The organism is Alteromonas sp. ALT199 (genome assembly GCF_018619335.1).
GTDB lineage: Bacteria > Pseudomonadota > Gammaproteobacteria > Enterobacterales > Alteromonadaceae > Alteromonas.
Window position 1 is genome coordinate 57,748 of sequence record NZ_JAHHDX010000034.1, and the last position, 19,477, is coordinate 77,224.

The window sequence follows — 19,477 nt, forward strand, 5'->3', positions numbered from 1 at the left end:
TTCGAGGGCTTTTTTGTGTGTAAACGAATCGATTGAACGCTGCTTACTTATTAAAGGTGAGTGTCTGTCCGAACCTGTACTTTTTTGTTTGGGTTGAGTGTCTGTCCGAACCTGTACTTTTTTGATTGGGTTGAGTGTCTGTCCCAAACTGTACTTCGACCCATGCTAGGCAGATAAGCGCTACCTATAATCGATGCTAATCCCTAGAAAGAGTGCTTTCACCGTTAATTTTCTTGCGCTGAAACGAACTATTCGTCACGATAGGCTTATAAGTAGACGGTAAAATATCTGCTAATTCAAAAGCAGACGACCAACATTAAAAAAAGGGAACAGGCATGAGAATTTTCAATAAAACTATGATTGTGGCAGCAGCTGTTAGCGCAGTAATGTCGGGCTCGGTAATGGCAGATGTAAAAGAAGCATCTTCGGAAAAACATGCAAAAGCGGCAACACAATATCGCCAAGCAGTTTTTCAACTTGTACGTAGTAACATGGGGCCGTTAGGTGGCATGGCAAAGGGAGCTTTGCCTTTTGATGAAAGTGTGATGGAAACTAACGCGGTTCGTCTAGAGCAACTAGCCGATATGATGGGTGACTATCTAGCAGTCGACACGCGTAAATTTGACGTTGAAACCGGCGCGAAAGACGAAATTTGGGAAAGCTTTTCAGACGTGGAAAAGAAGGTGATGGCGCTTAAAACTGCCGCTCAAGGCCTTCAAGCTGCGGTAAATGCAGGTGATGAAAGCGCGTATCGCGGCGCTATCGGCAAGATAGGCGCTAGCTGTAAATCGTGTCACGACGATTATAAAAAAGATTAATCTTTAGGTGCTGTTGATTTTAGCGATTCGATAATATTCAACAGCACCTGACTTTTCATTCTTCATGCACGGGTTTGATGACATTTCACTTAGCACTTATTAATAACATTACTAAGCAGTAAGTTTGCTTTTCCTTCCTCAGAATTCAAAACCTTAGGTTTGTTCGCTGCTAAGAGCGGTGACTCTCAATAAATTGCTGGAAATTTGTACTGTTTTTGTCTATGTTTAACACTGAAAAACGGATGAATACACAAAACACATTCAAATAAATGCAGTGCAGTTCTTTCTTTACTAGCTATCTATTAAGTTAGTACTTTATTTCCGTTAAAAAGTTGGAAGCGTTAAAGCGCTCAATAAAACACCACTTTATTTTTAAAAGGTATGTGGTGCGGCTTTTTTGTACGCCGATTTTGATTATTTTCGAGGGCTTGCTTAGATGGATTTACGCAGTGAACGCATGTTGTCAACCATGCGCACAACGCAGCATAGTATATCTGCGTTACTTAATGAGAATAAAAATAAAACAGAGTCGCTTTGTATATTAATGGCTTCAGTAAATCCGAATAGTGGCCGTGCCACTGTTGTCGCAAGCGATGACAAACATTCGACAATTGAATCGCTTAATATAGACTTCCCACCCCACACGCTACTAATGCTGCCTTTAACCCCATTAAGTGCACCATTACCTGCCAAAGATTTTATCCTGCCTCATGCACTTGCAGATTATGGTGAAAGCTATGTAGTGATAGCAACCATTAGAGATATGCAAGACGAAGTGATGGGGGTTGTACTTACTTTCGTTCGCCACAGCAGTTTGAATGCACAACAACATGCGTATATTGATATCCTGCGCGAAAGAGTTGAATTAAGCTATCAATACGAGCTTACGAGGCACCCATACTCGGATAAGTTATCAGAGCAGTTATCACTGCTTGAAGAAGTCAGTTCTATTTCTAAAGTAGGAGCGTGGCAAATTGATAGGTTGTCAGGCGCGTTTTCTTCAACTGAAATCGTGAAAAACTTGTTGGGCTTGCTTAATTCGAGAAGCGTTAGCTTGAAAGATGTGCTTAGTGTAATTTCTTCCGATGATCTAGATGACCTCAAGCAACGGGTATTTAAAGCCGTTAAAGAGAGCAGGCACTTTGTAAAGCACTTCAATATTAGTGATAAGCAAGGGCGAACCAAACACATCAAATTAACGGTGTTTTTGCAGGTTGAGCGGCAAACAAATTTTGGCTTAAAACTTTCCCGCCTTTATGGCGTTGTTCAGGATGAAACTGAAATTCAGCGACTTTCAGATTCTCAGCACAACTATACGGACTTCCTCTCAACTCTGCTCAATAGCATTGATAGTGTCGTGCTCAGTATCGACACGAATGGCACAATTTTGTCGGCCAACGAATATGTCACTTCAGTATTAGGCTTTGAACCTGAAGAGTTGATAGGTCAGGACATTAAACTCATTGCTACAAAGGTTCAAAATATTGATGAGCCTTCTTATCTTTTAAACCTAGATGCAGGAGTAAAACGATGCTCTGAAACTGGGTTACTAAGTGAGTGTTTGCGTCACAAAAACGGCAAAAGAATAGTGTGCGATATAAACCTAAGAACATGCTCGGTGCACAAACAAAGTCTTATAGTAGCGACTATTCGTAACGTGTCCAATTTACATTGTGAAGTTGAACGTTTTAAGCAGTTAGCATTGCATGACCCGTTAACCGGTATTCCGAATTTGTATCATTTTGAGCAGTATTCTATGAAAAAAGCTGCTCACGCATTAAGCGAAAAGACACTTTCTGTATTTATGTGGATTAGCATAATTAACATCAAGGAATATGAAAGTGCGTTTGGGGAACCAACAGTAGATTATATTTTACGTATATTGGCCAGTCGATTTGTTCGCGCTTTTGATGTTAATAAGCAACTAAATGTAAGTGTATTCAAATATGACCGCGGTGCTTTTATTCTTCATCTACATAGAAGTTTTAGCGATGACAATACGGCTAAAAGCGCAGCCGAAGAGTGTTTGAATTTTCTTCAAAATGATGTTCTTCTTCCAATTACTCTGCACAATAGTGCGCTTGCTATAGAAACAATGACGGTTAGCTACGCAATACCTTTTAAACACTTTTCAATTAAAAAGTTTAAAGAGCTTTTATCTAGAAAACCTGTCGAAAAGTCTATTACTTATTTGGATGATCACAAAGAGCATGTCTATTCACATGTTAGCGCAAACGATATAGAGCGTTACAACTATATAAAACACTCTTTAAATAGAGCTATTGCGAGCAATGAACTATTTGTTGAGCTTCAACCTCAGTACAGCGGTAGCGGAAGCCTCTTAAGCTCAGAAGTACTGTTAAGATGGAACCATCCTCATTTAGGTTTAGTCACGCCCGCAGAGTTCATTCCTATAGCTGAACAAAACGATTTAATAGCTGACGTTGGTTTATGGGTATGTAATGAAGCCTGCAAATTATTAAGTGAATGCCAAGCTCGAAATATAAACACTAAGCTTTCGATTAACATAAGTGTAAAGCACCTAGCCCGCGCTGACTTTGTTAGCAAGTTTGTGGCAATAGTAAAAAGGTGGAGAGTGGCGCACAAAAATTTAACGTTAGAGCTGACTGAAGGAGCATTGATAAAAGGTGTCAGCGTAATACAGCGCCGAGTCCGCGATTTAGCGAAGCAAGGCTTCAGTTTGTCTATTGATAATTTTGGTCTCAGTGATTCAAATCTAAAATACCTTCAAGATCTTCCAATCAATGAGTTGAAAGTAAATAGAGTTTTTATTGAAGCAATAGAAGGGTCGAAGGAAAGAAATTTACTAGTTACAAATATTTGCAACATGGCCAAGGCCTTAAAGCTTGATACTGTGGCAGAAGGTATCGAAACTACTGGACAACTAATTGAAGCAAAAGCGTGTGGATGCAGTGCATTTCAAGGCTATTATTTAGACAAACCAATGCGTGTCGATGATTGGTGGCATAAGATAGCTCAGTCGCAGTCTAGCATGTAAAACGCGACACGCCGTTTAGAAATAAAATCGACGGTAAGCGATATTATAATAGTTGATATGGATAAGTTATTTAAATTTTAATTTTATGTAAATCAATTTGTTAGTTTATCTACGCCATAAGTCTTATAAGTGGGCCAGGTTAAAGTGAAGTAGGGTTGTAGAAAGACCTTATTCAGGACGTGGCTATGACTTATAAAAATGAATACATTAATTCAACTCAACATCCCGATGAGTTTTGGTTAGAACAAGCACACAAAATAGCCTGGTTTCAACAGCCTCAAGTGGGATGTCAGAAAACAGATAATGGTTACTATGACTGGTTCAGAGGGGGGCAGCTTAATACCTGTTACTTAGCGCTAGACCATCATGTTGAAAATGGTCGCGGCAATAAGACTGCACTTATTTACGACTCTCCTGTCACTCAAACTATTCGGCGTTTTACATATAACGAACTTCTTACCGAAGTGGCAGAATTTGCCGGAGGCTTATCTCACATAGGCGTGAAGAAAGGCGATCGCGTAATCATATATATGCCAATGATCCCGCAAGCTGCCATAGCAATGCTTGCATGTGCGCGATTAGGTGCAGTGCATTCAGTTGTATTCGGAGGCTTTGCAGCGAATGAACTTGCGGTGCGGATAGACGATGCAAAGCCAGTCGCTATTGTTACAGCATCGTGCGGAATTGAAGGAAGCAAAGTTTTACCTTATAAGCCTCTTGTGGATGAGGCTGTCTCGATAGCTGAGCACAAGCCTCAGGCATGCGTATTGTTTCAACGCGCTCAACTTACTGCAAAGTTAAATGAAAGTACTGACTATGATTGGCAGACTTTAGTTAAATCTAGTGAGCCAGCCGCCCCGGTTACCGTCGATGCTACCGATCCTCTGTATATCCTCTATACCTCAGGTACAACAGGAAAGCCTAAAGGCGTAGTTCGAGACAATGGTGGCCATGCAGTAGCGCTTCACTATTCGATGGGGGCTATTTACGGTATTAGTGAGGACGACATTTTTTGGGCCGCATCCGATGTCGGCTGGGTGGTCGGTCATTCTTATATTGTTTATGCTCCGCTTCTAAAAGGGGCAACTACGGTATTGTATGAAGGCAAGCCAGTCGGTACACCTGACGCGGGAGCGTTTTGGCGCATGATAGAGTCGCACAATATTAACGTGCTTTTTGCCGCGCCTACAGCTTTTCGAGCGATAAGGAAAGCCGACCCGGACGCAGAATGTTTATTAAAATACGACACGTCTAGTCTGCGCACCCTGTTTATGGCAGGCGAACGACTCGATCCCCCCACTTATTATTGGACTAGTGAAAAGGTAGGTGTTCCGGTTATTGATCATTGGTGGCAAACCGAAACTGGTTGGCCAATTTGCTCAAACCCAATGGGTCTTGAACCAATGGAGACAAAACCAGGTTCGTCAAGCGTACCTACACCAGGCTTTAATGTGAAAGTATTACAAGGTATTGATGCTCAGCATGTTACCTGTGAAAAAGGGGCTATTGCTATTAAATTGCCACTACCCCCAGGCTGCTTAACCACAATCTGGCAAGACCATCAACGGTTTGTTGACGGCTATTTACGAGAGTTTGAAGGCTATTACAGTACGGGTGACAACGGATATGTCGACGAGGAAGGCTTTGTATTTATCATGGGGCGTACCGATGATGTTATAAATGTTGCAGGGCATCGCTTATCTACAGGTGAAATGGAAGAGGTACTGGCAGATCATCCCTCAATCGCTGAATGTAGCGTAATAGGAATCAATGACGCGCTTAAAGGGCAATTGCCAGTTGGTCTAGTACTGTTAAAAGATGGTGTTAAGGTTGATGAAAAAGAGCTAGAGCAAGATTTAGTGCAACGAGTACGCGATAAAATTGGGCCCGTAGCATGCTTTAAGCGCGCTATAGTGGTCAATCGCTTACCAAAGACGCGGTCAGGAAAAATACTTCGTAAATTGCTACGTCAAATTGCTGCAAATGAATCTGTTGCCGTTCCCTCAACAATTGACGACCCGTCAAGTGTTAGCGAAATAGAATCGATAATGCGAGAAAAAGGCTTAGTCAATGAGCCTAGTGCAGTCTGAGATTGAAGAATAACAATATTAATTAAGGCGTTGCTATTTCCACTAATGAAAAAGGGGCGTTTGCCCCTTTTTATTTTTAAAGATGTGCTTTAGTCGAAATGAATACCTACGCAGTAACAAGCGAGTTGAGCACAGTACTTTTTGTCTTAATAGTAATATTCATCTACTTGCGGAGCAGGTGGGTAAACTTCAATCGCTACATATACGACTACCGCGGTGATTAACGCCACAATAAGAGCGCGTAGCAGTCGAGAGTTAGAAATACCCGCTGTCTTTATTTCTTTGTTGCCGTGCACCATGGCAGGGACCAACTTTTGTTTTTTATAAACGCTGTAGAATACAATTGCCCCAACGTGCAGAGCGATAACATAAAGCAGCACGTCGAAGGCAAGGTGATGCAAGGTGTTCATTAAACGCAATATTTCTTCACTTGCCAACTGTCGATAGGGGCCATCTAAGAAAATGTCATCGGTCATGAATAGTCCGGATATGGCTTGTATGGCCAATAACACAAGCATAACAATAACAAACCAGCCACCCAATGGGTTGTGACCAATAGCGGGTTCTGACCGCCTGTTAAACAAAGTTTTCATATAGCTGAAAACCTTTCTGGGGCCGGTAACAAAATTGCTAAATCTAGCGTGTTGCGTACCAACAAAACCCCATAGTACGCGGAAAGTGACAAGGAATAAGGTGAAGTACCCAATATAAAAGTGCCACTGCACTTTATTATCAAGCCACTCTACCGTTGCATATTGTGCTAAGAGACTCGCTACAATTAGCCAATGAAAAAGCCGGGTGGGTAGGTCCCATACAAGAGTTTTTTGCATAGTAAATTCAATCGTGCTTTTTAGGGCCCGTTCAACATTGCTTCAAAGTAAATCTGCTGAATGGCAAATTTGATGTACTGCAAAGATGCAAAGGCCATTGTAATTAGTATTGAACTATAGCGTCGCTTAACTTGCTTATTAAAACAAGTAAGGTCAACTATATAAAACTATGTTTTATCCTAAGCCTTATGTAATCACAGGGCCAAATAGTCAACAATTAAGTCATTTTCAATTTGCTTAAATAAAGGTTTAACCTCGACTTATAATGCTTTTTGAAGTGTGTAAACGAATAAAGCGTGAAGGCATACACCCCACCCAATTTCATATTATGCGTATTTAATATGAAACTCACATTGCAATAGTGTCTGCATTTGGCAAAATGCCTGATAGTTGAAGGTTTATAAAAGTGTAAAACAAAAATATGAAAGTAGGATTATTTGGCGCCAACGGGCGTATGGGACGCGTATTGGTTGAAGCGTTAGATTTAAGTGAAGATGCAAAGCTTAGCGTTGCTACGGTTCGAGATGATTCGCCATGGATAGGTCTAAACGTTGGCGAACTTGCTGGGATTGGTAAAAAAGCAATTAATTGCACTGCGCTTTCAGATTTAAATGGAAACGACGCAGATGTGATGATCGACTTCACTTTGCCCTCGGTGATTGAAAGCAATCTTGCGTGGTGTGTAAAAAACAATATGCCGGTGGTTATTGGTACTACCGGTTTGAATGATGCCCAGTTAGCAGCCTTGGATGAAGCCGCAAAACATATTCCAATTGTGTTTGCAGCGAATTACAGCGTGGGTGTGAACTTAATGCTTTCGCTAGTACGACAAGCTGCAAGTGTATTAGGTGATACAGCTGATATCGAAATTACCGAAGCGCACCACAGGTTTAAACAAGATGCACCGTCAGGCACAGCTATGGCTATTGGTGAAGCTATTGCCGACGAGCTAGGTCGGGATTTAAAAACCTGTGCGGTATATGGTAGAGAAGGAAAAGAGCCTGAGCGTGACCAGGTACAATAGGCTTTGCAACAGTTCGAGCCGGCGACATAGTAGGCGAACATACGGCACTGTTTGCGGATATCGGTGAACGTTTGGAAATTACGCATAAAGCATCAAGTCGCCTCACCTTCGCCAAAGGTGCAGTGCATGCGGCAAAGTGGTTGTATGGAAAAGAACCTGGTCTATACTCCATGGTTAACGTGCTTGATTTAAAGCTCTGAATATTTCTTTTAGAGAATTTAATTTATAAATAGCATAAGCGCGAAGGTAGCGTTGTTAAAGTGTTAAATTGAAGTTGCATTTTTAATGAGCAATAAGCCGTACTTTCGATGGTTCTGCGCAAAAAAGGTGGTATAAGCGGTATTTTAGCAATTTATCGCAAATAAATTTGCCATTGTCGGTCAGTGATGTATACTCGCCGGAATTTGCCAGAATTTCGTATTCTGAGGCTGCCAAACCGGCTGAAGAGCACGGTTTTATTAGCTGCAAAGATCGTAAAACGGGATGTATTGTTATCAATAACTCCCGTTTTTTGTGGGGTTTGTGCAAAAAACTGCACAAACACATAGTTATCCTTAATCTGGAGGTTGACTTGGCTAATTCTGCCCTTTTGGTGTTAGAGGATGGTTCTGTTTTTAAAGGTACGGCGATAGGCGCTACAGGCTCCGCCGTCGGGGAAGTCGTTTTTAATACTTCCATGACTGGCTATCAAGAAATTCTCACCGATCCATCCTACGCTGAACAAATCATCACCCTTACTTATCCACACATTGGCAACACCGGCACTAACGAAGAAGACGTCGAAGCAGATAAAATCTGGTCGAAAGGTCTAATCATCCGTGACCTACCTCTTGTTGCTAGTAACTTTCGTCAACAGCAAACATTGTCTGAATACCTAAAAGCGAAAGGCGTAGTGGGTATTGCTGATATAGATACTCGCCGTTTAACGCGTATCTTACGAGACAAAGGTGCGCAAAATGGCTGCATCATTTGCTCTGATGAATTAGACGAGTCTAGCGCACTAGCGCAAGCAAAAGATTTCCCAGGCCTTAAAGGCATGGATTTGGCAAAAGTTGTGAGCATCACTGAGCCAAAAACATGGACCGAAGGCAGCTGGGTACTTGGCAAAGGTTATGTAACGCCAAGTGATTTCAAATATCATGTTGTTGCTTACGACTACGGTGTTAAAAACAACATTCTTCGTATGCTAGCTGACCGCGGTTGTAAAATTACCCTAGTTCCAGCGCAAACGCCTGCGAAAGATGTACTTGCTCTAAACCCCGATGGTGTGTTCTTGTCAAACGGCCCGGGTGACCCAGAGCCATGCGATTATGCAGTAACAGCAATCAAAACTATCGTCGAAACCGGTACGCCAGTATTTGGAATCTGTCTTGGCCACCAGCTGCTTGCTATTGCAAGTGGTGCAAAGACAGTGAAGATGAAATTTGGTCACCACGGAGCAAACCACCCGGTTAAAGACCTTAAGCGCAATGTAGTTATGATCACCAGCCAAAACCACGGTTTTGCTGTCGATGAGTCTAGCTTGCCAGATAACCTAGAGGTAACTCACATTTCGTTGTTCGACAAGTCGTTGCAAGGCATTCACCGCACCGACAAGCCTGCATTTAGTTTCCAGGGCCACCCAGAAGCAAGCCCAGGTCCTCATGAAGCGGCGCCGTTATTCGACCACTTCATCGAACTTATTGAACAACACAAGCAGTAGGAATTAGCCAACTATGCCAAAACGTACCGACATACAAAGTATTCTTATCATTGGTGCTGGCCCTATTGTTATTGGCCAGGCTTGTGAATTCGATTATTCAGGCGCCCAAGCGTGTAAAGCCCTTCGCGAAGAAGGCTACCGTGTTATTTTGGTTAACTCTAACCCAGCAACCATTATGACCGACCCAGAGATGGCAGATGCGACTTACATCGAGCCTATCCACTGGGAAGTGGTTCGCAAAATTATCGAAAAAGAACGTCCAGATGCCATTCTGCCTACAATGGGTGGGCAAACTGCACTTAACTGTGCGCTAGAGCTAGATAAGCATGGCGTGCTTGAAGAGTTCGGTTGTGAGCTTATCGGTGCAACGGCAGATGCTATCGATAAAGCAGAAAACCGCGAGCGCTTTGATAAAGCAATGAAAAACATCGGCCTTGAGTGTCCACGTGCGGAAATCGCGCACACCATGGACGAAGCGCACGATGTATTAAGCCGCATTGGTTTCCCTTGTATTATTCGCCCGTCTTTCACCATGGGTGGAACTGGCGGTGGCATCGCATACAATATTGACGAGTTTAATGAAATTTGTCACCGCGGTCTTGACCTTTCGCCAACCAACGAACTTCTTATTGACGAGTCGCTACTTGGTTGGAAAGAGTACGAAATGGAAGTGGTGCGCGATAAAGCAGATAACTGCATTATTGTGTGTACTATCGAAAACTTTGACCCTATGGGCGTGCATACCGGTGATTCAATCACTGTAGCACCTGCACAAACCCTGACTGACAAAGAGTTCCAGTTAATGCGTAATGCCGCAATGGCGGTACTGCGTGAGATTGGTGTTGAAACCGGTGGCTCAAATGTACAGTTCGGTGTCGATCCTAAGACTGGCCGTGTAGTTATCATTGAAATGAACCCGCGTGTGTCGCGTTCATCTGCGCTTGCTTCAAAAGCAACGGGCTTCCCAATTGCGAAAGTAGCAGCAAAACTTGCGGTAGGTTACACATTAGATGAATTAGCTAACGACATTACAGGTGGGCTAACGCCTGCGTCGTTCGAGCCGTCTATCGATTATGTAGTAACTAAGATCCCACGCTTTAACTTTGAAAAATTCGCCGGTGCTAACGACCGTCTAACCACCCAAATGAAGTCGGTGGGTGAGGTTATGGCAATAGGTCGTAACCAGCAAGAATCGCTTCAAAAAGCGCTGAGAGGTCTTGAGGTGGGAGCTTCTGGCCTTAACCCTATGGTAGACCTTGAAGATCCTGAATCACGTAATAAAGTGGTTTACGAACTTCGCCAGCCTGGCGCAGAGCGCATTTGGTACATTGGTGATGCGTTTAGAATGGGCATGACGGTTGAAGAGGTATTTAATCTCACCAATATTGACCGCTGGTACTTAGTGCAGCTTGAAGACCTCATTCTTCTTGAAGCAAAAGTTGCCGAGCTTGGTTTACCGGGTATCGATGCTGACTTTATGCGTGCGCTCAAGCGCAAAGGCTTCTCAGATGTACGCCTTGCAGAGCTGTGTAAAGTCGCAGAGAGCGACATTCGTGAAACCCGCCGCGGTTTTGGTATTTCTCCAGTTTACAAGCGTGTAGATACTTGTGCAGCAGAATTCTCTACCAGCACAGCTTATATGTATTCTACGTATGACGAAGAGTGTGAAGCAGCGCCCACTGACAAAGACAAGATAATGGTATTGGGCGGCGGTCCTAACCGTATTGGTCAGGGTATCGAATTCGACTACTGCTGTGTGCATGCAGCGCTTTCAATGCGTGAAGACGGTTACGAAACTATTATGGTTAACTGTAACCCTGAGACAGTGTCTACCGATTACGATACTTCAGATCGCTTGTATTTCGAACCAGTAACGTTGGAAGATGTACTTGAAATTGTGGCAAAAGAGCAGCCAAAAGGCGTAATCGTACAGTACGGTGGTCAAACGCCACTTAAACTTGCTCGTGCCCTAGAAGCAGCAGGCGTGCCGGTTATTGGTACCTCTCCAGAAGCGATTGACCGTGCTGAAGACCGTGAGCGTTTCCAGCAAATGGTGAACAAGCTTAACCTTAAGCAGCCAGCGAACGCTACGGTAACTAACGTTGAGCAAGCGCTGAACATGGCCGAGGAAATTGGCTTCCCACTCGTTGTTCGTCCAAGCTACGTTCTAGGTGGTCGTGCGATGGAAATCGTCTATGACATTAAAGACCTTAAGCGTTACCTGAACGAAGCGGTTAAAGTGTCTAATGACGCGCCAGTGTTGCTAGACCGTTTCCTAGATGATGCAATCGAAGTAGATATTGACGCTATTTGCGACGGAAAAGAGGTTGTAATTGGCGGCATCATGGAGCACATCGAGCAGGCCGGGGTTCACTCAGGTGACTCAGCGTGTTCACTGCCTCCGCACTCGCTACCAAAAGACATTCAGGACGTTATGCGCGAGCAAGTAAAAGCGATGGCGCTTGAGCTTGGCGTAGTCGGTCTGATGAATACCCAGTTTGCGATTAAAGACGGCGAAGTGTACCTCATCGAGGTTAACCCTCGTGCGGCGCGTACGGTACCGTTTGTATCTAAAGCAACAGGGGTTCCTCTTGCTAAAGTGGCAGCACGTGCGATGGCAGGCGTTAGCCTAGCCGAGCAGGGCGTAACTGAAGAAGTAATTCCACCGTTCTACTCAGTGAAGGAAGTGGTACTTCCATTTGCTAAGTTCCAAGGTGTTGACCCACTTCTAGGGCCTGAAATGCGCTCTACTGGTGAAGTTATGGGAGTAGGTGATACGTTTGAAGAAGCGTACGCCAAAGCGAACCTAGGAGCTGGTGCGCCACTGCCTAAACAAGGTAAAGCGCTAATCTCTGTTCGCGACAACGACAAACCTCGTATGATTGCACTAGCAAAAGCGCTTGTTGAAGCGGGCTTTAGCATTGAAGCGACTCGCGGTACCGCTACTGAGCTTTACGATGCAGGCATTATGAGTTCAGTGGTGAATAAGATGTCTGAAGGCCGCCCTAACATTGTTGATGCTATCAAGAATGGCGAATACGCTTACTTGATTAACACAACAGAAGGCCGTCAAGCCATCACAGATTCAGTATACATCCGTCGTGAAGCCTTGGTGAACAAGGTGACTTACACAACAACGATGAACGCTGCATTTGCAACTATTCGTGCTAAGTCTGCTGATGACCGCAATAAAGTGGCATCAGTTCAAGAACTACACGCTAGACTCAAACACTAATGACATACGCTAGGATACGAGGTATCCTAGCAATATTAAATTTGTGTGAATCAATAAAAAGTGCGCCTTCGCGGCGCACTTTTCTGTTTAAATTACTAGCTAAGTGAGACGGTATTCATGAGTCAGTATCCAATGACAGCGCGCGGCGCTCAAATGCTGCGTGACGAATTAAATGAGCTAAAAACAAAAACACGCCCACGTATTATCGAGTCTATTGCCGAAGCACGTGAGCACGGTGATTTGAAAGAAAACGCTGAATATCACGCTGCCCGTGAACAGCAAAGCTTCTGTGAAGGTCGCATTCAGGATATTGAAGGCAAGCTTTCAAATGCACAGATTATCGACGTAACTAAAATGGAAAATACTGGTAAGGTTATTTTCGGCACTACGGTTACCATCTTAAACGTTGATACCGATGAAGAAACCACCTACCGCATTGTTGGAGACGACGAGGCTGACATTAAGAACAATTTAATATCAGTTAATTCACCGATTGCTCGTGGCCTAATAGGCAAAGAACTAGATGATACGGTAACTATTCAGACGCCAGCTGGTGCAGTTGAAGTCGAAATCATCGAAGTAGAGTACATTTAATTTTATTCGGCCAGCGGTGCAATATCGCTGGCTTTTAAGCATTATGCCCCTTTATCAAGCGCCTCGTATATTTAACCCTTTGCTTCTACAGTTATATTTTTTCAAATCTTCTAAACGTTATTTTGTCCGAATTCAGACTAATTTATTAGAATTAAACAGCTCTATATTTAAGTTAATGTCTATACTTTCAAAGGTCTTTGTTATTTAGGTTAACAAAGGTTTTCTGTGACTAAAGCTTTCATCCTGCGTTGTTTAAGTTTTAGATTTGATGTTCAAAAGCTCGGAATGGAGGCAAAAGTCTTGACCATTTTTAATAGACTATCAATTGTACAACTCGCACTGTTAGCAACAGGGACGCTCTTTCTCTCTATTACATTTTTAGCATACAAAAATATCAACCAACTTGTGCAAGATATTTCAGTAGCAGAGCAAGACAAGCGCATAGTTACATTGGTAAGTGCTGTAGAGCGAGTCGCGCATCACCATGCGGTAGAGCGAGGTCTAACTGCTGGTTTTTTGGGGAATCCTAGTCCAGACGCTAAGCAAAAGGTTCTTGGTCAACGTAAGAATGCGGACCAAGCGTTTCAAAACTTAAAGTCAATCTACAATGAAAAGTGGCCGGAAGATTTGGGGATAGATGCACTTTTACAGCCCCTTATGAGTGTAGAAACTAAAAAGGCGTCAATACGTGAGGCTGTCGATGCTCTAAACGGTGCTGATGCATTTAGTTATTACAGTGAATTAAACAAGCGAGCCCTTAATGCGGCTAACGCGTTTACGATTTTGCTCAGTGATAAAAATGCTAAACAGCATTTACTGCAGGGGCTCACATTAGCAGGTTTGAAAGAAAGGCTTGGACAGCGCAGGGGTAAAATAAACGCCGTGTTAGCGAAGCGAAGTATTAACCTTAATACGAGAGTAGAGGTTAACAGTTATTCTGACGACGTTGTTTATCTAACTGAAAAGCTCACTCTCGGTTTAAAACGAGAGTTTAAATCGGAATTTGTTAACTCGATATCGTCTTCTCTATCAACGCAAGTTGAATCAATTGCTGCCGATGTCGTGTCAACGGATGTAGATTTCTCGTCCTTACCCGACAACAGCGAGTGGTTTAGGTTGGCAACGGCTCAGATAGGGCAGGTTGCAAAGATTCTCAGCAGTATATTTGAAACTGCAATGCAGAATTCTAATAATAATGTCGCAAGCGCCAACGCCTCGCTAACGTTTATTGTCGCGATGATTGTTGTCGTTTTTTTGTTTATCGTACTTATTTATCGAGTATTAATCGGTATTATCACTAAGCAGCTCACCGTGTTGGTTTCAAATTTAGACAAGATTGCTCAAAAGGGAGACCTTACCATTGATGTCTCGATGAGCACGAGTAACGAGTTGGGTGAAATTTCTCGTTCTGTTAACACGACTATTCTCGCGCTACGAGACCTTATCAGAGGTTTAGGTGAGTCTATTGGTACAAGTACAAGGTTATCCGGAAAATTAGAGGTTGCATGTGCACAAATGCTCAGTGATGCAGAAAATACGCAGCAACTCTCTGCGAATATAGCTTCTGCAGTAGAAGAGGTTGCCGTAACAAGTCGTGAAATTGCCAGATCATCATTGGACACGCTAAATGCGAGTAAGAGCCTAGATAATTTAGCCGACCAATCGTTGGCAGCGAATGACAATATAAGAAATAGCATGGATGTTCTTTCAAATGATATTCGCGGAGTTCAAGCTAATGCGGCGCAAATGGAGCTAAAAGTAACCGAAATAGGAACTATCTTAGAAACCATAAACACCCTTTCTGACCAAACTAACCTACTTGCATTGAATGCAGCTATTGAGGCCGCGAGAGCTGGTGAGCACGGGAGAGGGTTTGCTGTGGTTGCCGATGAAGTGCGTAAGCTCGCGCAAAGCAGCCGAGAATCTTCAGATAAAATATCAACCCTTTTAGTTAGTTTAAAAGAAGCAAGCGTTGTAGTCGTTAACGACATTAATAAGAATGTAAGCTCGATTTCAGCTTCAATGGATACCACCCTTGAAGGGCGCGCAACCGCTGAGAAAGTAAAAGCCGCAGCAAGTGAGCTAGAAGGCATGGCGAACAACATGTCTTCCGCTGCAGAGCAACAATCTGTAACTACTGAAGAGGTGGCTAAAGACGTTGTTTCTGTTGAAGAGGCAGCCCGTCACGAACTTTATATTGCAGAGCAGCTGTCAGAATTATCTAATGAAATGCAGCAAAATAATGATTTGTTACAGCGCACAATAGATAGCTTCAAAGCTGATTAATTCGAGAGTTACTCAATTAATGTAAACTGATAATCACCAACTATTCATAATCTGGTAGTTGGTAAGATAAATCCGTTGCTCAATGTGCTTACTCTAAGTATGCTTTTTCCTTTTGTTTTTGAAAGGATGCATCATGGCTTATGATTTTGGCTCTCAGACTTTAGGGATTAAGAACCCATTTAAGACAGAAGGAGCGCTAAGAACACTTGGCGGTATCTTAACGTTGTTGTTAGCGGTTTACGTCGTTTTCACGGTGCCAGCAATATTTGAAGCCAATAAAGTAAAAGGCTATACCTTGTTAGCGGTAGGCTTTATTTTAGTGGTATCGGGAATACGCCATACGGCGGTGGGTATCCTTCAATTAATGCGTTTTTTCGTGGGAAGAACGGTTCCCACTTCGTTGGCGTATAATTTCTCTAAATCTGAACAAGATGCGGCCCAAGCAGAGAAAAAAGCCCTGCTTTACTCGAAAGAGTCACTGCACTCTATGCTTATGGGGAGAAGAAATACAACGTTTGAAGAGCCAAGGGGCTGGCTCGCTCGGTTAGTTCACAGTATTTTCCCTAAGCTAGTTTTTTTACCTTACCCGTTACGCCATCTTGCCCAAGAAATTCTCGCTATGGGAGCAACGCTTATCGTGGGCTTGGTCACCTACGCTATCGTTTACTTTCTCGTAAGTAATGGGTTTGCTGGTGAAGTAGCAAAAATTGTCGTCATGCCCATTCTTTCTTTGATACTGCTTATCTATTTCGTCGCTAACTGGACATCCACGGCAAAGGGGATTCATAACGAAGGAAACTCTCAACTTGCTAAAGCGGGCGGGTTGTCTATCGGTGTAATCATCGGCTTAGCGTTAGTCGTACCACTTGGTGCGGGAGTGTTTCTCGATGGTGTTGTTGGCAACAATATTAATGAGCTTCAAATCTGGTCCGAAGAACATGCTTTTTTTAGCGCTTGGCTAAATTTCGTTTACCTTTTTATTAGTATTGCAGTAGTAATTGGGCTTGTATTTCCATTGCTTAAAAAGCGCATGGATTTAGTGACACCTCAAACCGAAGTCAGTGAATTTAGAGCAAACATGCAAGAATCTGTTCATCCAAACGAGATCTTTATCAATATTGAAAATATTGTACTGGCCAACCGTCGTTATAAAGAAGTCCCCAACAGAATATATGCCGACTTTGTGCCTAAGCTTAAAGAACAAGCAGAAGGGAAAGGCAGTTTTGAAGGAGAATTACTGATTGAAACGCAGCCGACCCTAAGTGAAAGCTTGGCGTTACCTAAAAGCGCAAAAGTGGCATTAAGCGCCGTAGCGCAGGTTGCCGTTGTCATTGCGGCAGTGTTGTTTTATTCGTCGGGTGTACAGCTCGCCGAGTTACTTCATCTGGTTATTAATATAGGTGTGGATAACGGATCACTGCTCAATAATGCTTTTTCTATGGTTAACAATTTACTTATGCTGGTATTTGCGTGGCTTACTTTTAGGGCGGCAGGTAGCATTTTAAATAACGCGTCTCACATGTTTTGGGGCGAATTAAATTTCAATTCTTTGCTTATGTTCATGAAAACAGAAGGTACCTATACCGAATCGAGAGTCTCAACCGGTATGGCAATTCATGATTCTACACGTTCTGAAAATGTAGTAGTAAGAAGTAGTATTACCCCTTGGATCATTACTAGCCGAATTAACACATCGATATTCGCCACTAGCGGTATGAACAATTTGGAAGCACCGCGTTTTGTTATGGGAATGAATAAAAACGACGGCGAATTGAACGAGATTGTTGATGAAATAAAAGCATTTTTGCGTGGCAGAGAGACTATTGCCTCTATTACCAATGAATCAGATTTAGCCAACGCAGGTACAATCCATCAAGTCAATCAGCAGACCCGTGCATTTAATCAAAATTCAGATGAACGCTTAACGCTTAAAGAGAATGAAGAAAGCGCAGGCTTCCTTAGAAACGAAAAAGACAGTGAGTAAGGATTGGGACGTGTCAGAGATTAAAACGTTAGATTCAAAAGTAGTCTATGAAAACAAATGGCTTCGCGTAAGAGAGGATAAAATACGTCGAAGCAGCGGAAACGAAGGTATATACGGCGTGGTGGAAAAGCCAGACTTTGCCATCATTTTACCTATCGAAGGCGATACTGTGTTCATGGTTGAGCAATATCGCTATACCGTTAAAGAGCGACAGCTTGAACTTCCTCAAGGCGCTTGGGAGAGCAACCCTGACGCCGACCCTGTAGAACTAGCAAAAGGTGAGCTTAAAGAAGAGACAGGCTTAACCGCTGAGTCAATGGAGTATGTTGGCTTCCAATATCTGGCATATGGCTTTTGTGATCAGGGATACCACATCTACGTGGCTAACGGGTTGACCCAAGGCGAACAAAAACTAGATGTTGAAGAAGAAGACTTGCAGGTTATTCCACTTTCCTTGAACACATTAAAAGAAAAAATAATCAATGGAGAGATAAAAGACGCAAGTACCTGTAACGCCGTGGGTTTAGCTATGCTTAAAGGTTTCATTTAAACGCGCTGTTACAATTCTCGGGCTGTTTTTTTATATGTAAAAAGTTAGGGTAGAAAACCACAACGTATAACCTAATTAAAAAAAAGGATATTCATGTCAATCGAAGGAAGTTTTTCCATTACCCAATGGGATGAAGACACACTTAGTGAGAGATCCGAAGGGATTAAGGTATCTCATGCCAGCATTAAGCAGGTGTATTCCGGTGAGATGAGTGGCGAGTCGAGTGTTGAGTTTTTGATGTCCTACCAATCACCAATGTCCGCTAAGTTTACAGGGTTCGAAACCTTTGTTGGTGTGGTAAATGGTTTGCGCGGTACTGTCATTTTTCAACACAGCGGTAAGTTTGAAAATGGTATTGCTAGTAGTGATTTCGAATCTATCAAAGATGCTGCGACAGGCGAACTCGCGTCTAAGACCTTTCGAGGCAGCTTTAAGTCGAGGAAGTCGGGTAAAGCTGATTACACTCTTGAGGCAGATGATGTCTAAGCAATTAAATAGTTAAGTAGCTAAACTAAAGTTAGACAAGCACGCAAACAGTAACAACGCGGTTTTTAAAGCAAAAAAAACGGCGCCGAGAGGCGCCGCTAAAAGTTGGGAAACAAACCAAGAAACTATGTTTTAATTCTCAAGTAAACGAGAACCAATTTCTATTTGACGAGGCTTCTTGGCTTCAGGAATGACTCGCTCCATATCGATATGCAACAGACCATTTTCCATATCGGCGGCTAACACTTTTACATGGTCACCAAGTTGGAATTTGCGCTCAAAGTTACGCTCTGAGATGCCTTTATGTAAGAACTTACGTTCTTTGCTTTCTTTACTCTCCGCTTCAGTTTTCCTCGTTCCAGTAATAGTTAATGTATTTTCTTCAACCTGAATTGATACATCGTCTTTGCTGAAACCGGCAATTGCCATGGTTACTCGGTACTTATCATCGCCGAGCAACTCTATGTTGTAAGGCGGATAAGTGCTCTGTTTCTCTGCACGAGAAGCTGCATCAACTAGAGACGCTAGGTGATCAGAACCAATAAAAGAACGGTAAAGTGGAGATAGATCGATAGTACGCATAGTCATATCCTCAAAATTAAGCAATATGTTTCAATTTAAAATGCCCCGACTCTGCGGCGGCGGTTTCGTCGACCTGACTGTTCAGCGCCGACAAATTATATATAGGAATGGCCTAAATACTTTTCAAGAAAGAAAGTTGAATTTTTTAGAAAATAATCACAAGTGACTCGCAAGCGGTTGACATATATAGGTTTTTATAATGAAAAAATTTTCAAAATGAAAGCAGGTTGCCGTAACTTAGCGAAAGTTTGCTGTAAAACCTTATATAAAATAGGTG

At 42.8% G+C, this 19,477-nt stretch carries 12 protein-coding genes and 1 pseudogene; 11 read left to right on the forward strand and 2 right to left on the reverse strand.

The genetic code is table 11. The annotated features are described in order from the left end of the window. Positions 1-335: 335 nt before the first annotated feature. From KL866_RS03830 to KL866_RS03840, 3 genes are all read left to right on the forward strand, one after another. Complete coding sequence (locus KL866_RS03830; RefSeq protein ID WP_025254732.1) at positions 336-818, forward strand: cytochrome c; 483 nt, start codon at positions 336-338, stop codon at positions 816-818. Positions 819-1,254: 436 nt separating this feature from the next. Next, a complete protein-coding gene (locus tag KL866_RS03835; RefSeq protein ID WP_025254733.1) occupies positions 1,255-3,837 on the forward strand; it encodes a GGDEF domain-containing phosphodiesterase in 2,583 nt (860 codons plus the stop codon). Between the two features lie 185 nt (positions 3,838-4,022). Beyond that, positions 4,023-5,927 (forward strand): propionyl-CoA synthetase, encoded by a 1,905-nt coding sequence (locus KL866_RS03840; RefSeq protein WP_025254734.1) that lies wholly within the window; start codon positions 4,023-4,025, stop codon positions 5,925-5,927. Positions 5,928-6,073: 146 nt separating this feature from the next. Here the strand turns inward: KL866_RS03840 and KL866_RS03845 are convergent, their stop codons facing one another. After that, positions 6,074-6,757 carry a cytochrome b/b6 domain-containing protein gene (locus KL866_RS03845; protein ID WP_025254735.1) on the reverse strand — a complete coding sequence of 228 codons (684 nt, stop codon included), beginning with the start codon at positions 6,755-6,757 and terminating at the stop codon, positions 6,074-6,076. Between the two features lie 421 nt (positions 6,758-7,178). Here KL866_RS03845 and dapB point away from each other — a divergent pair. From dapB to KL866_RS03885, 8 genes and pseudogenes are all read left to right on the forward strand, one after another. Continuing rightward, positions 7,179-7,981: pseudogene (gene dapB / locus KL866_RS03850) on the forward strand (4-hydroxy-tetrahydrodipicolinate reductase). Positions 7,982-8,352: 371 nt separating this feature from the next. Then, positions 8,353-9,483: a glutamine-hydrolyzing carbamoyl-phosphate synthase small subunit gene (carA, locus tag KL866_RS03855; RefSeq protein ID WP_025254737.1), complete on the forward strand. Its 1,131-nt coding sequence runs from the start codon at positions 8,353-8,355 to the stop codon at positions 9,481-9,483. 13 nt (positions 9,484-9,496) lie between these two features. After that, the gene (gene carB / locus KL866_RS03860) at positions 9,497-12,718 is read left to right on the forward strand and encodes a carbamoyl-phosphate synthase large subunit (RefSeq protein WP_025254738.1); all 3,222 of its coding nucleotides are present in this window, start codon (positions 9,497-9,499) and stop codon (positions 12,716-12,718) included. Positions 12,719-12,835: 117 nt separating this feature from the next. Continuing rightward, positions 12,836-13,312 (forward strand): transcription elongation factor GreA, encoded by a 477-nt coding sequence (gene greA, locus KL866_RS03865; RefSeq protein ID WP_025254739.1) that lies wholly within the window; start codon positions 12,836-12,838, stop codon positions 13,310-13,312. A gap of 300 nt (positions 13,313-13,612) precedes the next feature. Beyond that, positions 13,613-15,598, forward strand: coding sequence for a methyl-accepting chemotaxis protein (locus KL866_RS03870; RefSeq protein WP_025254740.1), 1,986 nt, complete (start codon positions 13,613-13,615; stop codon positions 15,596-15,598). A 133-nt stretch (positions 15,599-15,731) separates the two neighbouring features. Continuing rightward, entirely contained in the window at positions 15,732-17,582 is a 1,851-nt protein-coding gene (locus KL866_RS03875) for a hypothetical protein (protein WP_025254741.1), read from the forward strand. A 10-nt stretch (positions 17,583-17,592) separates the two neighbouring features. Then, positions 17,593-18,132, forward strand: coding sequence for an NUDIX hydrolase (locus KL866_RS03880; RefSeq protein ID WP_025254742.1), 540 nt, complete (start codon positions 17,593-17,595; stop codon positions 18,130-18,132). Between the two features lie 93 nt (positions 18,133-18,225). Continuing rightward, positions 18,226-18,618, forward strand: a complete 393-nt coding sequence (locus KL866_RS03885) for a DUF3224 domain-containing protein (RefSeq protein WP_025254743.1) — start codon at positions 18,226-18,228, stop codon at positions 18,616-18,618. 132 nt (positions 18,619-18,750) lie between these two features. Here KL866_RS03885 and KL866_RS03890 read toward each other — a convergent pair whose 3' ends face one another. After that, entirely contained in the window at positions 18,751-19,200 is a 450-nt protein-coding gene (locus KL866_RS03890) for an Hsp20 family protein (protein WP_025254744.1), read from the reverse strand. Positions 19,201-19,477: the final 277 nt, after the last annotated feature.